The 13,251-nt window shown below is 67.9% G+C and carries 14 protein-coding genes and 2 tRNA genes; 6 read left to right on the top strand and 10 right to left on the bottom strand.

Annotation, left to right across the window (positions count from 1 at the left end; all coding sequences use genetic code 11):
• Nucleotides 1-26: 26 nt before the first annotated feature.
• The 5 genes from ampE to AC1DCJ_RS05165 all read right to left on the bottom strand — a co-directional run bounded on the left by ampE (nucleotide 27) and on the right by AC1DCJ_RS05165 (nucleotide 3,669).
• A complete protein-coding gene (ampE, locus tag AC1DCJ_RS05185; protein WP_478070287.1) occupies nucleotides 27-920 on the bottom strand; it encodes a regulatory signaling modulator protein AmpE in 894 nt (297 codons plus the stop codon).
• Nucleotides 921-1,034: 114 nt separating this feature from the next.
• On the bottom strand, nucleotides 1,035-1,940 hold the full coding sequence (gene nudC, locus AC1DCJ_RS05180) for an NAD(+) diphosphatase (RefSeq protein ID WP_137190596.1): 906 nt from the start codon (nucleotides 1,938-1,940) through the stop codon (nucleotides 1,035-1,037).
• A 73-nt stretch (nucleotides 1,941-2,013) separates the two neighbouring features.
• Nucleotides 2,014-2,403 (bottom strand): iron-sulfur cluster insertion protein ErpA, encoded by a 390-nt coding sequence (gene erpA, locus AC1DCJ_RS05175; protein WP_038685803.1) that lies wholly within the window; start codon nucleotides 2,401-2,403, stop codon nucleotides 2,014-2,016.
• A gap of 47 nt (nucleotides 2,404-2,450) precedes the next feature.
• Nucleotides 2,451-2,912, bottom strand: a complete 462-nt coding sequence (locus tag AC1DCJ_RS05170; protein WP_478070286.1) for a bactofilin family protein — start codon at nucleotides 2,910-2,912, stop codon at nucleotides 2,451-2,453.
• 4 nt (nucleotides 2,913-2,916) lie between these two features.
• Complete coding sequence (locus AC1DCJ_RS05165; RefSeq protein ID WP_137190598.1) at nucleotides 2,917-3,669, bottom strand: DUF6776 family protein; 753 nt, start codon at nucleotides 3,667-3,669, stop codon at nucleotides 2,917-2,919.
• A gap of 183 nt (nucleotides 3,670-3,852) precedes the next feature.
• Here AC1DCJ_RS05165 and AC1DCJ_RS05160 point away from each other — a divergent pair, with 183 nt between their 5' ends.
• From AC1DCJ_RS05160 to AC1DCJ_RS05150, 3 genes are read left to right on the top strand one after another with little or no spacing between them, the layout of a single operon-like run.
• The gene (locus AC1DCJ_RS05160; RefSeq protein ID WP_137190599.1) at nucleotides 3,853-4,482 is read left to right on the top strand and encodes a DUF4126 domain-containing protein; all 630 of its coding nucleotides are present in this window, start codon (nucleotides 3,853-3,855) and stop codon (nucleotides 4,480-4,482) included.
• A 21-nt stretch (nucleotides 4,483-4,503) separates the two neighbouring features.
• Entirely contained in the window at nucleotides 4,504-6,390 is a 1,887-nt protein-coding gene (locus AC1DCJ_RS05155) for an EAL domain-containing protein (protein ID WP_425533131.1), read from the top strand.
• Nucleotides 6,390-8,711 (top strand): hybrid sensor histidine kinase/response regulator, encoded by a 2,322-nt coding sequence (locus AC1DCJ_RS05150; RefSeq protein WP_448136654.1) that lies wholly within the window; start codon nucleotides 6,390-6,392, stop codon nucleotides 8,709-8,711. Before AC1DCJ_RS05155 ends, AC1DCJ_RS05150 begins: the two co-directional genes overlap by 1 nt.
• Nucleotide 8,712: 1 nt before the next feature.
• On the opposite strand, the gene bfr is transcribed toward AC1DCJ_RS05150, so the two are convergent.
• From bfr to AC1DCJ_RS05135, 3 genes are all read right to left on the bottom strand, one after another.
• Nucleotides 8,713-9,183, bottom strand: a complete 471-nt coding sequence (bfr, locus tag AC1DCJ_RS05145) for a bacterioferritin (RefSeq protein ID WP_128096615.1) — start codon at nucleotides 9,181-9,183, stop codon at nucleotides 8,713-8,715.
• Nucleotides 9,184-9,367: 184 nt separating this feature from the next.
• A complete protein-coding gene (locus AC1DCJ_RS05140) occupies nucleotides 9,368-9,577 on the bottom strand; it encodes a (2Fe-2S)-binding protein (RefSeq protein ID WP_137190602.1) in 210 nt (69 codons plus the stop codon).
• 138 nt (nucleotides 9,578-9,715) lie between these two features.
• A complete protein-coding gene (locus tag AC1DCJ_RS05135) occupies nucleotides 9,716-10,339 on the bottom strand; it encodes an RNA pyrophosphohydrolase (RefSeq protein ID WP_038685796.1) in 624 nt (207 codons plus the stop codon).
• 119 nt (nucleotides 10,340-10,458) lie between these two features.
• On the opposite strand from AC1DCJ_RS05135, the gene AC1DCJ_RS05130 reads away from it, so the two are divergent.
• Both AC1DCJ_RS05130 and AC1DCJ_RS05125 read left to right on the top strand, forming a co-directional pair.
• Nucleotides 10,459-10,535: transfer RNA gene (locus AC1DCJ_RS05130), tRNA-Met, on the top strand.
• Between the two features lie 51 nt (nucleotides 10,536-10,586).
• Nucleotides 10,587-10,661 (top strand) — tRNA-Gln (locus tag AC1DCJ_RS05125).
• 884 nt (nucleotides 10,662-11,545) lie between these two features.
• Here the strand turns inward: AC1DCJ_RS05125 and rpsI are convergent.
• Nucleotides 11,546-11,938: a 30S ribosomal protein S9 gene (gene rpsI, locus AC1DCJ_RS05120; RefSeq protein WP_017354549.1), complete on the bottom strand. Its 393-nt coding sequence runs from the start codon at nucleotides 11,936-11,938 to the stop codon at nucleotides 11,546-11,548.
• 2 nt (nucleotides 11,939-11,940) lie between these two features.
• Complete coding sequence (gene rplM / locus AC1DCJ_RS05115; protein ID WP_038685795.1) at nucleotides 11,941-12,369, bottom strand: 50S ribosomal protein L13; 429 nt, start codon at nucleotides 12,367-12,369, stop codon at nucleotides 11,941-11,943.
• A 183-nt stretch (nucleotides 12,370-12,552) separates the two neighbouring features.
• On the opposite strand from rplM, the gene coq7 reads away from it, so the two are divergent.
• A complete protein-coding gene (gene coq7, locus AC1DCJ_RS05110; protein ID WP_038685794.1) occupies nucleotides 12,553-13,197 on the top strand; it encodes a 2-polyprenyl-3-methyl-6-methoxy-1,4-benzoquinone monooxygenase in 645 nt (214 codons plus the stop codon).
• The last annotated feature ends 54 nt before the right edge of the window (nucleotides 13,198-13,251 follow it).

Here is a 13,251-nt window from a genome sequence, read left to right as displayed (position 1 = left end):
GCCGGGTAGAACCCGGCGCTACGGGGTCAGGTTACCCAGCCGGCAATGACCAGCAGGGCCAGCGCGGCCATCCACAGCAACAGCATCCGCCACACCAGGCTCATCGCATCGCGCAGCTCTGGCAGGCGCCGCCACACCGGCACCATTCCGGCATCGCTGTAGTCGTGGGCTTCTTCGCGCAGTTCGGCGCTCACGCTGGCGCGCGCCACCGCGCCCAGGAACACCGTCGAGGTCGCCCACTGGTTGCCGTGCGCCTGCCGCCAGGCCTTGTAGGCCGTGTCGAAGTTGCCCACCAGAGCCATCGACAGCGACATCAGCTGGGCCACCGGCCATTCCAGCCAGCCCAGCACCACCCGTGCGCCGACCACAGCGTCGAGCGGGGCCAGCGACCGCATCGGACCAACCGCCAGCAAGGCCAGCAGCCGGTATGCCACGGCGCCCACCGGGCCCAGCAGCAGGAACCAGAACAGCACCGCGAACCAGCGCCGCAGGCCGTTGAGCACCGTGGCCTCGACCAGCGACGATACGTCCTCGTGCAGGCTGCCCCCGGCCGATTGCAGCTGGGCAATCGCCGCGTGCCGGGTGTTTGCGTCATCGGCGTCGATCACCGCTTCCACGTCACGGTCCAGGTCGCGCGGGCCCCAGCAGATCACCAGGATGGCCACGCCCAGCAGCAGCGACGGCAGGCCGAACACGCGGCCGTGCAACGCCCACTGCAGCAGCACCACCACCAGCACCCACGTCAGCACCGCCAGCACCCAGCCCTGGCGGCTGCGCCAGAACCCGTTTTCGGCCGCATGCGCATCCAGCCATTGCAGCCAGCGCCGGTAGAACCCGAAACCGCGAAGGGCCACGGCCGCAGCCGGCGCGACATGGCCCAGGGCCAGGGCGACCAGCACGGCAACCAGGGTGGTGAACATGTATGCCTCCGGCGCGGATCGTGGCCGCTACTATGCCTTGCGACCCGGCAATTCCCCGGGCCGAGGGTAATGTACGCCGCTGCGTGTTCAGCCAGCGGCAACGCAGGCCGTGGCTCAGCCCACCTGCTGGCGGTACCAGTGCTCGATCAGGCTGCGCGAAATCGAAATCGGCGGCGACAGGCGGATGCCCTCGCCGTCGTCTTCGACATCCCGGGCCAGCGCCGCGCCCACTTCCTCGGCCGTGAACCAGCGTGCATCTTCCAGTTCGCCGTCCACCGTGGGCACGTCGTCTTCGGCCGTGGCCGCAAAGCCCAGCATCAATGCGCCCGGGAACGGCCAGGGCTGGGTGCCCAGGTACTGGCAGTGGCGAACGCGCACCTTGCTCTCTTCGAACACTTCACGCACCACGGTCTGTTCCAGCGACTCGCCCGGCTCGACGAACCCGGCCAGCACCGAATAGCGGCGCGGTGCCCAGTTGGCCTGCCGCCCGAGCAGCAGCCGCCCGTTGTTTTCCACCGCCACGATCACCGCCGGGTCCACCCGCGGGTAGTGCTCGGTACCGCATTGCGCGCAGCGCCCGACAAAGCCGCCGCGCGCGAAGGTGATGCCGCCGCCGCACACCCCGCAGAAGCGCGTGCGCGACTGCCAGTACGACATCCCGCGCGCATAGCAGAACGCGCTGGCATCGGCGGCCGACCACGTGGTGGCCGACTCGCGCAGGTCCACCCGCTGCGGGGCGGTGACATCCACGGCCGCTGCTTCCAGCGAGAACCAGGCGCGCTCACCGCGCAGCCCGAGGAAGATCGCCGTTCCCGGCCCGCCCCCGACCTGCGCGCCGGTCAGCGCAAGCGGCTGGCCATCGTCGCCGGCCAGCGCGCGGCCGTCGGTGTCGAGCACCAGCACGTGCGCATCGGGCCACAGCCGCGCCAGCGCATCGGCGTCCTGGCGCAGCGGATCGGCACGTTCAAGGGGATCGGTGGTGAAAGCAAAGCCGGACAGCGGCGTAGAAAATGTCGACATGCGGCAAGCCTGCCCACATTCGATCACAGTGGCAAGCGCCAGCCGACCGGTGTGGTCGGCAGCGCCAGACAGATCACATGCTGAAACTGCTGCCGCAGCCGCAGGTGGTTTTGGCGTTCGGATTGCGGATCACGAACTGCGCGCCGGTCAGGCTTTCGGTGTAGTCCACCTCGGCGCCCATCAGGTACTGCAGGCTCAGCGGATCCACCAGCAGGGTGACACCGTTGGTGTCCACCGCCAGATCATCCTCGGCACGGTTCTCATCGAACTCGAAGCCGTACTGGAAGCCGGAGCAGCCACCGCCCTGGATGTACACGCGCAAGGCAAGGCTGGTACTGGCCTCGTCCTGGATCAGTTCCTTCACTTTGGCCGCAGCGGCTTCGGTGAAGTTGAGGGGACGGTCCAGCGATTGGTAGTTCGGCGCGGCGACAGGTGCGCCGGGCAGGGAAACAAGCGTGCTCATGTCCCCAGCATGGGGGCGCATGGGCACGCTTTCAAGCAGTCAGCCGTTCAGGCCATGGCCTCGGCCAGCTTCTTGCGGGCTGCGCCGTCCTTGCCCTTGCCGGCGGTGTCGTCGGTCGGCGGCGGCAATGCGGCCATCTGCGCGCTGCCGTGGATCAGGCGACCGGTCAGCTGCGCGCCGGCGTTCATCTCCACCACCTGGTAGTGGATGTTGCCGGAGACCCGCGCGGTCGGGGTCAGTTCCACCTTTTCGGTGGCGTGCACGTCGCCGTCCAGACGGCCACTGATCACCACCACCTGGGCGCGGATCTCGCCCTCGATGCTGCCCTGCTCGGCCAGGGTGATGGTGGCATTGGCTGCCCCCTCGGCGGCGATGACCTTGCCCAGGATGGTGCCTTCCACATACAGGCCCCCACTGAACTCCACGTCGCCGCGGATCACCACCTGTGCGCCGATCAGCGCGTCCACGACCAGATGTCCGTCGCGGTTGGATTTGTTGCTGCCAAACATGGGCTTACTCCCCTTCTTTCGCCGATGGTGCCGCCGGTGCGCCGGCCTGCTTCCAATCAAAAACCTGGGTGGCGCCCCCCGCGCCCGATCCCAGCGTGACCCGCACACGTTGCGGGGTGAAGTCTTTCGGCAGGATGATGCTGCCGGTGAGCTGCTGGAAGTACCGGAAGGAATACTCCTGGCCCGGCACCTTGGTGCGCTGGTGCAGCTCGTCCCAGCTGACCGAGGTCAGCTTGCCGCCTTTGACGCCTTCCACGGTAAACCGCATCTGGCCCTGGCTGATGGCACCGCGATTGAGGTTCTGGGTCAGCACCACCGCGTACTGCCAGGTGCCGCCGGTTTCCGGGCTGAATTCGACCGAATGGGTGTTCAGGCCCTTGCGCTGGCTGGTCGCCCCCACCAGACGCTCGTAGAAGGCCACGTCGGCGCGCAGGCCGGCGATTTCCTCGTCGCGCTCACCCAGCGAGGTCTGCACCTCATTGTTGGCGGCCCGGCTGATGCGGTCCGACGCCTGCAGCGTGGCCTGGCGCTGCTGCAGCTCGACCACCTGCTTGTTCAGGCTTTCCGCGCGCGCCTGCGCCGCGTCCAGCTGTTTGCCGGCATCCCCGCCGGGGCCGGCGGTCCAGCGCCCGATCAGGACGGCCAGGATGACGCTGACCAGCCACACCCCGGCCAGAATGGCCAGACGGCGGCGATCCTGCACGGGCGGCGTGCCAGGCCGGCGGATCTGGATACGCGATGGAGTCGGAGAGTTCATGGCGGTTGTCCGCGGCAGCGCGCTTGGCGATACCGGCACGGCCCCTGTCGGAACGAGCGACTGGCTAGTGTAAATCAGGGTCGGGCGATTTCACGCGCCAGCGGGCGTGGCCGGCGGTGGCGTTCATTGACGTCATCCCCGATAGTGTGGGCCTGTGCACACTTTGCAGGCGGAGCGCGCGTCATGACCGAAGCCCATCTGTTCGTCGTCGGCATCCTGCTGGCCTGGCTGGCGGGCATCCGCGTCTACCTGACCGTGTTCGGCGTGGGCCTGGCCGGGCTGCTGGGCTGGGTGGACCTGCCGCCGGCCCTGCAGGCCACCGAATCGTACTGGGTGCTGGGCACCTCGGCGGTGCTGGCGGTGGCCGAGTTCTTCGCCGACAAGATTCCCGGGGTGGATTCGGTCTGGGACCTGGTCCAGACCCTGGCCCGGGTGCCGGCCGGCGCCTTCCTGGCCGCCGCCACCCTGTCACCCGGCGGCGAACTCAGCGGCACCGCGCTGGTCGCCGGGGCCGGGGTGGCGCTGGCCAGCCACGGGCTCAAGTCCGGCACCCGCGCCCTGCTCAACACCTCGCCGGAACCGGCCAGCAACTGGGTGGCCTCCGCTGCCGAAGACACCGTGGTGGTCGGCGGGCTGGCATTGGCGCTGGCCCACCCGTGGCTGGCGCTGATCGTGGTGGTCGGCTGCAGCCTGATCGGCGCGCTGGTGGTGTGGTGGGTGTGGCGCACGTTGTGGAAGGGCATGCGCTGGTTGCTCGGGCAGGCCGCCGAGCGCCCCGGGGCGCTGCCGAATCGCGACGTGCTGCCACCGTAGGCACAGTCAGGCACGGCATAATTGCGTCGCAGACTTGGAGTATTGATGGCCGTCACCGACAACGTTGTTGCATCCGCCCGCGCCACCCGCGCTGAGACCCCGCCCGCCGACCATTGGCAACGGTGGGTCGGCAGCGCCGCGCCGGTTGCTGCCGCGCCGAGCAACGTGGTGCCGCTTACCGCGGCTATCGCAGCAGCCCCACCGCCGCTGCCGCAGGCACCGCAGGTGCGCGAAGACGACCCCGCGCCGCTCGGCCTGGATGCGCCCTACCGGGTGCTGATTGTCGAAGACGACCGCTCCCAGGCCCTGTTCGCGCAGAGCGTGCTGCACGGCGCCGGGATGGAGGCCATCGTGCACAGCGACGCCGAAGGCGTGCAGCAGGCCATCGCGGACAACCGCCCCGACCTGATCCTGATGGACCTGCACCTGCCCGGCCTGGACGGCATGCGCCTGACGGCGCTGATCCGCCAGCAACCCGGCCAACAGCTGCTGCCCATCGTATTCCTCAGTGGCGATCCGGACCCGGAGCGCCAGTTCGAAGTGCTCGACAGTGGCGCCGACGATTTCCTGAGCAAGCCGATCCGTCCGCGCCACCTCATTGCCGCGGTGTCCAACCGGATCCGCCGTGCGCGTGCGCAGGCCGCCACCCAGCCCGGCGCCAATGGCGCGCCGGCCATGAACAACCCCGAGACCGGCCTGCCCACCCGCCACCATGTGATGCAGCAGCTGGCGGCCTCGCTGGCCCACCGCGACCATGGCGGCCTGTTCTTCATCGAAGTGGCCAGTGCCCTGGGCCTGCGCGAACGCTATGGCTACGCCGCGTTCGAGCGCCTGATGGTGCAGGCCGCGCAGCGCCTGGCCGACAGCGCGCAGCCGCACCTGCTGGCACGCCTGAACGACAACAGCTTCCTGGTGCTGGCGCGCGGCATCGACGAGGAAAGCCTGGACGGCGTGGCCCAGCACCTGCGTGAACAGTTGTCGGGGCGCGCCTTCGTGATCCGCGACGACGAGTCGGTGCACCTGCGCGGCGTGGTCGGGCATGCGCAGCTCTCGCTGGGCTTCAGCGATGCCGGTACCGCGCTGGAAGCGGTGGAACGCACCACTCTGCAGGCGCGCCTGCTCAGCGCCGGGGTCGCCGCGCACGTGCGCCGCGAAGATGTCGCCGCGCAGGAACACCTGGCCCTGCTCGAAGGCCAGCTGGAACTGGCCTACCAGCCGATCGTGGCCGTGGCCGGCGGCAATACCGCCCAGTACCAGGTGCTGCTGCGCCTGCGCCAGGCCGATGGCACCGTGCTCGCCGCCGGCCAGGTGATTCCGGCCGCCGAAGCCGCCGGGCGCATCGCCGACCTGGACCAGCAGGTGCTTGACCACGCGCTGGGCCTGCTCGACCTGTACCGCCATGCTACCCAGCCGTTGAGCCTGTTCGTGTCGCAGTCGCTGCGCACGCTGGCCCGTGATGCCTTCGCCGACTGGCTGCTGGAATCGCTGGCGCGCCGCCAGATCGCCGGCGAGGCGCTGGTCATCGACGTCCGCCTGCCGGACGCGCTGATCCATACCGTCACCCTGCAGCAGTTCTGCTCGCGCATGGCCGCGGCCGGTGTGCGGTTCTGCCTGAGCCAGTTCGAACCGGGCGGGGAAGCCAACGCCCTGCTCACCCAGCTGCCGCTGACGTACGTGCGAATGGCCGCGCGCTTCTCCAGCAGCCACGCCAACCAGCGCACCCGCGACGAACTGCGTGCGGCCATCGACAACGCGCACCGCGCCGGCCTGCAGATCATCGGTCAACAGATCGAAGATCCACAGGCGGCCGCCGCGATGTGGATGGGCGGGGTCGACTTCATCCAGGGCAACATGGTGCAGTCGGCGGGCAGTGAACTGAACTTCGACTTCCACAACGCGGTGTTGTGATGACGACCACCCAAGGACGGGTACCCCGCGCACTCTGGCTGACCGCCATGGCCGCCGCGGTTGCAGGCACCGCCGCACTGATGGCCGCCATCGGCAGCCGTGGCCCGTGGTCGCTGATTGCCGCCGCGGCGGCCGTGGTGACGGTGATTGCCAGCCTGAGCTGCGTGCAGCACTGGCGCGACACCCAGCAACGGTTGCAGCAGCTGCAACGCCGCGGCGACGCGCTGGCCGCCGAGCGCGATCAGCTGCACCACGCGGTGCAGCAGCAGGATGTGCTGGAACAGGAACTGCTGCAGGCCAAGCAGGCCGCCGAAGCCGCCGCGCTGGCCAAGGGCGAGTTCCTGGCCACCATGAGCCACGAGATCCGCACGCCGCTCAATGGCATCCTGCCGATGCTGGACCTGATCGCGGGCGGCCAGCTGGGCGCCGACCAGCGGCAGATGCTACAGACCGCCACCGTCAGCTCGCAGCAGCTGCTGCGCATCGTCGATGACATCCTCGATTACTCCCGTCTGGAGGCCAAGGGCCTGGACCTGGAGATCACCACCTTCAACCTGCGCGAACTGCTCGAAGGGCAGGTCCAGCTGATGCAGCGCAGCGCCGATCCCAAGGCGTTGAAGCTGTCACTGGAACTGGACCCGGCGGTGCGCCTGTCGGTACGCGGCGACCCGGTGCGCCTGCGCCAGGTGCTGGGCAACCTGCTGGTCAATGCCATCAAGTTCACCGAACGCGGCCAGGTCCGGGTGCGCGTGCAGCGCCTGGGCGAAACCAGCGCCCAGCACCAGTTGCGCTTCGAAGTGATCGACACCGGCATCGGCATCGACGCGGCCCTGCAGTCGCGGCTGTTCCAGTCCTTCAGCCAGGCCGATGCCTCCACCACCCGCATTTACGGCGGCACCGGGCTGGGGCTGGCCATCTGCAAGCGCATCATCGACCTGATGCACGGTCGCATCGGGGTCAGCTCCACGCCGGGCCATGGCGCCACGTTCTGGTTCGAGATTCCGCTGCTGAAGGTCATCGGCGACCTGCCCGCCCTCGGCACCACCACCACCCGCGCGCTCCTGGTCAGTACCGACGCGCTGCTGGCCCAGCGCCTGGACCGCGTGTTGCAGCACTACGACATGCGCCTGCACGTGGTGGAAAGCGCCTCGGCCGCGCTGGACATCCTGCGTGCACCGCAGCGCCCCGGCATCGAACCGGTGCTGAGCTGGGTCCTTGCCGATACCGAGGCCCTGCGCCACGGCGCCACCGCCCTGCACCGGGCCGTGCTGCGCGACGGTCGCGATCCTGTGCCCAGGCTGGTGTGGCTGCAGGGTGCCGAGCCCCTCGCATCGGTACTGCTGGAAGACGCGTTGCCGTTGCCGCGCGATGCCGCCGACAGCGACCTGCACGCCCTGCTGCGCCCCGCCATGGCCCCCGCCCGCCCGGCGCCGCTACTGGCCGAGGTGGTGGCCGATACCGGCAGCGCGCCTGCTCCGCAACTGGGGATGCGCGTGCTGCTGGTGGAAGACAACAGCGTCAACCTGGCCGTTGCGCAGCGCCTGCTGCAGGTACTGGGCTGCAGCGTGGTCACCGCCACCGATGGGCAACAGGCGCTGCAGCACCTGCACAGCCAGCGCGTGGACCTGGTGCTGATGGATTGCCAGATGCCGGTGCTGGATGGCTACCAGGCCACCCGCCGCTGGCGCGCGCACGAAGCCGACACCGGCGCGGCACGCCAGCCGATCGTGGCGATGACCGCCAATGCCATGGCCGGTGACCGCGAGCGCTGCCTGCAAGCCGGCATGGACGACTACCTGTCCAAGCCGGTCAACCGCGCCTCGCTGCTGGCGTGCCTGCAACGTTGGCAAGCCAACGCGGCCCCGTCGCAGTGGCCCGCGCCGCCTGCCGAGGCGCGCGCGCCGGACATGTCGTTCGCCGCACTGCCGCCGTCAGTGATGCCCGACAGCGACGACAGCCCGCTGCCCGTGCTGGACAGCAGCGTGCTCGATGAACTGGTGGAGGTGATCGGCGCGCAGACCGCGCAGATCATCGGCGTGTTCCTGGACGACACCCCGGCGCTGATCACCCAGCTGCAGGATGCCTCGGTGGCCGCCGACCTGGATCAGCTGCGCGCGCTGGCGCACAGCCTCAAGTCGGCCAGCGCCAATGTGGGCGCGCTGGCACTGTCGGCCGCCTCGCGCCGGATCGAACACGACGCGCGCGCCGGCACCCTGGAACGCCCCGCCGTGGCGGTGGCGCTGCTCATCGCCGAGTTCGCGCGCGCACGGATCGCGCTGGCCGGGTATCAGAACGGCCTGCGCGTACCGCTGCAGGGCTGACTCAGTCGTCCAGCTTGGTCAGCAGGTAGTTCGGCTCGCTGATGCGTTCGATCAGGTCGAGCTGGGTTTCCAGCCAATCGATGTGCTCTTCCTCTGAATCGAGGATCTTCACGAACAGCTGGCGGCTCACGTAGTCGCCCACCGAATCGGCGTAGGCCACCGCATCGCGCAGCGTGACCACGCCATCGCGCTCCAGCGCCAGATCGCACTGCAGGATCTCGGTGGGGTTCTCGCCGATGCGCAGCTTGCCCAGCGCCTGGAAGTTGGGCAGCCCTTCGAGGAACAGGATGCGATCGGACAGCATGTCGGCATGCTTCATCTCTTCGATCGATTCCTTGTACTCATGATCGGCCAGTTCTTTCAGGCCCCAGTTCTTCAGCATCTTGGCGTGCAGAAAATACTGGTTGATCGCGGTCAGCTCGTTGTAGAGGACCTTGTTGAGGAATTCGATGACTTTTGCGTCGCCCTTCATGAGCCTGCTCCTGCTGCGTGTGAACGCGCGCACTGTAGCGCTTCGCGCCGGGGCATGAAGAAACGCGAATCATGCTCGCTACGGTGAGGTTCCGTCGACCAACGGTCGGCGGCTACCGTGGCCGCGCCGGAACCTTGCCGCGCCCGCACGGGTAGCACCCGACCGTTGGTCGGGTGGCCCCGCCTCAGGCGACCTGCGCCAGGCCCAACACAGGCAGCGGCAGAGCGTGGGTAGCGCTGAACTTGGCCAGCAGGTCGGCTGCCATGTCCAAGCAGGAACCGCAGGTGGCGCCGCAGCCGGTGCGCATCGTCAGTTCGGACACGCTCGCGACACCGCTCTGGGCGGCTTCACGGATCTGGTGGTCGGTAACCCCGTTGCAGATACAAACGTACACGTGCGGACTCGGCAGGCAGGCCAGGAAGGGCCTGCCGCTATTCCAATAGAAATGCGAATGGTTGTCAATTTCGTATCTGAATCATTCTCGATACGGTTCAGACAGGCCAGCCACGGCTGAACGCCGTGGCGCACCCCATCACGGCGCGCCCGGGTCGCCCTTGGCCTTGCGCGGCCAGTAGCCCCGCTTGGGCGGCGTGCGCTTGCGCGGCCGATCGTGCCCGGCGGTGTTGCCCGGCATCCAGGCTTCCTGGGCCGACTTGGGCATCGACTCCACCCCGGTGCCGGCCACGCCACGCGCCAAGGGCGCCAGGTGGCGCAGCGCGCGTGCATAGACCCCGCGCTTGAACATCACCACGTGCTCGACCGGGTACCAGAAATCCACCCACCGCCACTGGTCGAACTCGGGGCTGTCGGTATGGTCCAGCGTCACATGGGATTCGTCGCCGGACAGGCGCAGCAGGAACCACACCTGCTTCTGGCCGATGCACACCTGCTTCTCGTTGCGCCGGATGGCGCGTGCGGGCAGCCGATAGCGCAGCCAGCCCGGTGTCGCACCGAGGACTTCGACGTGCTCGGGCAACAGCCCCGTTTCTTCGTGCAACTCGCGATACATGGCTTCGACGGGCGTCTCGTCGGTATTCATGCCGCCCTGCGGAAACTGCCAGCCATCCCGGCGCACACGTCGTGCCCAGAACACCTGCCCGTCTTCCCGCATCAGCACAATACCGACGTTCGGTCGATAGCCGTCCGGATCGATCACGATGCGGACTCCTAGAAAAATCTACTGATCCGACTTTGACACGCCCGCTGCCCACTCACAAGCGTGATGAAAAAGTGTTGACAGATCCCCGATACATCTCCAGAATTACCGGCTCCCTAGGCTATGTAGCTCAGCCGGTTAGAGCACAGCACTCATAATGCTGGGGTCGGTGGTTCGAGTCCACCCATAGCCACCAAGTTAACCCTTGGTTTTGTAGGGAAAAAGTGCAATACTTGCACGCACATATTGCCCCGTCGCCAAGCGGTAAGGCACCTGACTCTGACTCAGGCATTCGGTGGTTCGAATCCATCCGGGGCAGCCAAATAAAACAAAAGGCCTGATCGAAAGATCAGGCCTTTTGTTTTATTTGGTGCGGTTAGCTGGGCGCTACGCGCCCAGCACCCCAACCTTGCGCAGCAAGGTTGGGGTCCGCCTCATTTACCTCCACATCCCCGCGCCTGTCGGCGCGCCCCCTTGGACTCCAAGGGGGCTGCTTCGCCTGATGGGGTGTGAGGGGCGCTGGGCGCCATTGGGGCCGGCGGGTGGGTGGATGGCGTTAGCCATCGCCGGCGGGGATGCGCTGCGATAGCCAGGCGATGGCACGAATGCGACCAACGGCCGGAGGATAGAAGAGCAGAATCGCGGTCACGGCCATCGCGAGCGACGCCATCGGCTTGCGGAAGGCCTGCGTGGTTGCCGGCCAGCGGCCGGCACTACCGATCAAAGCCCCCAAGCGCCCGCCCCGTTTTGCCTCGCCCTTCCCATGCGCACCAGCCAACTGTCGAGGGCCGGCGCGGGTGGGTTGGCGGGACCCTGAGCCGCATGGATGCGGCGACGGAGCTTACATGGGTGAGGGCGCTTTGCTTGCGAGGCACTGCCTCGCAAGCGCCCGAACGCCCAGCCGCCAGCGGCTGGGCCGGGCCGCGGAGCGGGACTTGCAGCGTGTCCCGACAATCCACCCGCGCCGACCCAGCTAGGCCAATGCGCAGAGCAAGCGCTGTGGCTGTGGCTGTGGCTTTGGCCCCGGCTGTTCAGTGCTGTGCTACGGCAGCCGAGCAAAGCTCGGCTCTACCTCGCCCGCCCCAGCCGGCCTCGACCCCACCCTGAGCGGCACCGCTCCCCACAAACGACAAAAGCCCGGCCGAAGCCGGGCTTTTGCGTACCTCCCAGCGGGATCCCGAAGGATCCCACGCCAGGCGCGATGGATCAGCGCTTGGAGAACTGGGTGGCGCGACGTGCCTTGTGCAGGCCGACCTTCTTACGCTCGACTTCACGGGCGTCACGGGTCATGAAGCCAGCCTTGCGCAGCTCGGACTTCAGGGTTTCGTCGTACTCGACCAGCGCACGGGCGATGCCCAGACGGATCGCACCGGCCTGACCGGTGGTACCACCGCCAGCGGCGGTGACCATGATGTCGAAGCTTTCGGTGTTCTTGGTCAGTTCCAGCGGCTGACGCACGATCATGCGTGCAGTCTCACGGCCAAAGAACTCGTCCAGCGGACGGCCATTGACGGTGATGTTGCCGGCGCCCTTGCGCAGGAACACGCGGGCGGTGGAGGACTTGCGGCGGCCGGTGCCGTAGTTTTGAGTGATAGCCATGATTAGATATCCAGAACCTGAGGCTGCTGAGCGGCGTGCGGGTGCTCGGAACCCGAGTACACCTTGAGCTTGCGGTACATGGCGCGGCCCAGCGGGCCCTTCGGCAGCATGCCCTTGACGGCGGTCTCGATGACACGCTCCGGGTGGCGCTCAAGCGCCTGGGCCAGAGTTTCGGTCTTCAGGTTGCCGATGTAGCCAGTGAAACGGTGATACAGCTTGTCCTGCAGCTTGTTGCCGGTGACGACAATCTTTTCTGCATTGATGACAACCAGGTAATCACCGGTATCAACGTGAGGGGTGTAAACCGGCTTGTGCTTGCCGCGCAGACGGCGGGCCAGCTCGGTGGACAGACGGCCCAGCGTCTTGCCGGAAGCGTCGACGAGATACCAGTCGCGCTGGACGGTCTCGGACTTTGCAGTGAAAGTGCTCATGAAAGAACTCAAGTAGGTCGGGCTCATTACGGCGCTGAACGGCCGGAACTCTGCCACGCGTTGTGAAGAGGCGGGATTGTACTGGCCAACCCCGCCACTTGCAAGTTACCCCCTGCCCCGGCTTGGCACACCGCGCCTGCGGGGCGAGAATCGACGGTCCCCCGCTGCACGCTGCCACCCACCATGACCGCCACCCGCCAGATCACCCCGCTCGATCACCTGCTGACCGAAGCCCAGCGCGCCCTGGACACGGTGTTTGGCAACCCGCCGGCCAGCCGCCCCTACCCGGCCGACACCACCCCCGACGTACAGATGAACACCCCCGAGCGCCGCCACGCGGCCGGCCTGATGCGCATCAACCACGTCGGCGAGGTCTGCGCCCAGGGCCTGTACTTCGGCCAGGCCGCCGTCGCCCAGGAAGCGCAGACCCGCGCCCACCTGCTCGAAGCGGCCCAGGAAGAAACCGACCACCTGGCCTGGTGCGCCCAGCGCCTGCGCGAACTGGACAGCCGCCCCAGCCTGTTCAACCCCATCTGGTATGCCGGCAGCTACACCATCGGCACCCTGGCCGGCCTGCGCGGGGACGGCTGGAACCTGGGCTTCGTGGTCGAAACCGAGCGCCAGGTCGAGGCCCACCTGGACGAACACCTGGACACCCTGCCCCCGGCCGACCTGCGCAGCCGCGAGATCCTCAAGGTGATGAAGATCGACGAGGCCCGGCACGCCGACCACGCCGAACATGCCGGCGCCCGCAAGCTGCCCTTCCCGATCCCCGGGGTGATGGCGCTGGCCTCCAAGGTCATGAAGACCATCGCCTATCGCGTATGAGTTCCGGTACCGGCCCACGGCCGGCATCCACCGGTTGAGCGGGCCCGCCGGGCG

The organism is Stenotrophomonas sp. 10N36 (genome assembly GCF_056395005.1).
Note: the sequence above shows the minus strand (reverse complement) of the source record. Positions and strands in the feature narration are given on the sequence as shown.

Coding starts and splice junctions, on each gene's coding strand:
- ampE (WP_478070287.1), bottom strand. CDS start 920: ATGTTCACCACCCTGGTTGCCGTGCTGGTCGCCCTGGCCCTGGGCCAT.
- nudC (WP_137190596.1), bottom strand. CDS start 1,940: ATGTCGACATTTTCTACGCCGCTGTCCGGCTTTGCTTTCACCACCGAT.
- erpA (WP_038685803.1), bottom strand. CDS start 2,403: ATGAGCACGCTTGTTTCCCTGCCCGGCGCACCTGTCGCCGCGCCGAAC.
- AC1DCJ_RS05170 (WP_478070286.1), bottom strand. CDS start 2,912: ATGTTTGGCAGCAACAAATCCAACCGCGACGGACATCTGGTCGTGGAC.
- AC1DCJ_RS05165 (WP_137190598.1), bottom strand. CDS start 3,669: ATGAACTCTCCGACTCCATCGCGTATCCAGATCCGCCGGCCTGGCACG.
- AC1DCJ_RS05160 (WP_137190599.1), top strand. CDS start 3,853: ATGACCGAAGCCCATCTGTTCGTCGTCGGCATCCTGCTGGCCTGGCTG.
- AC1DCJ_RS05150 (WP_448136654.1), top strand. CDS start 6,390: ATGACGACCACCCAAGGACGGGTACCCCGCGCACTCTGGCTGACCGCC.
- bfr (WP_128096615.1), bottom strand. CDS start 9,183: ATGAAGGGCGACGCAAAAGTCATCGAATTCCTCAACAAGGTCCTCTAC.
- rpsI (WP_017354549.1), bottom strand. CDS start 11,938: ATGGCTATCACTCAAAACTACGGCACCGGCCGCCGCAAGTCCTCCACC.
- rplM (WP_038685795.1), bottom strand. CDS start 12,369: ATGAGCACTTTCACTGCAAAGTCCGAGACCGTCCAGCGCGACTGGTAT.
- coq7 (WP_038685794.1), top strand. CDS start 12,553: ATGACCGCCACCCGCCAGATCACCCCGCTCGATCACCTGCTGACCGAA.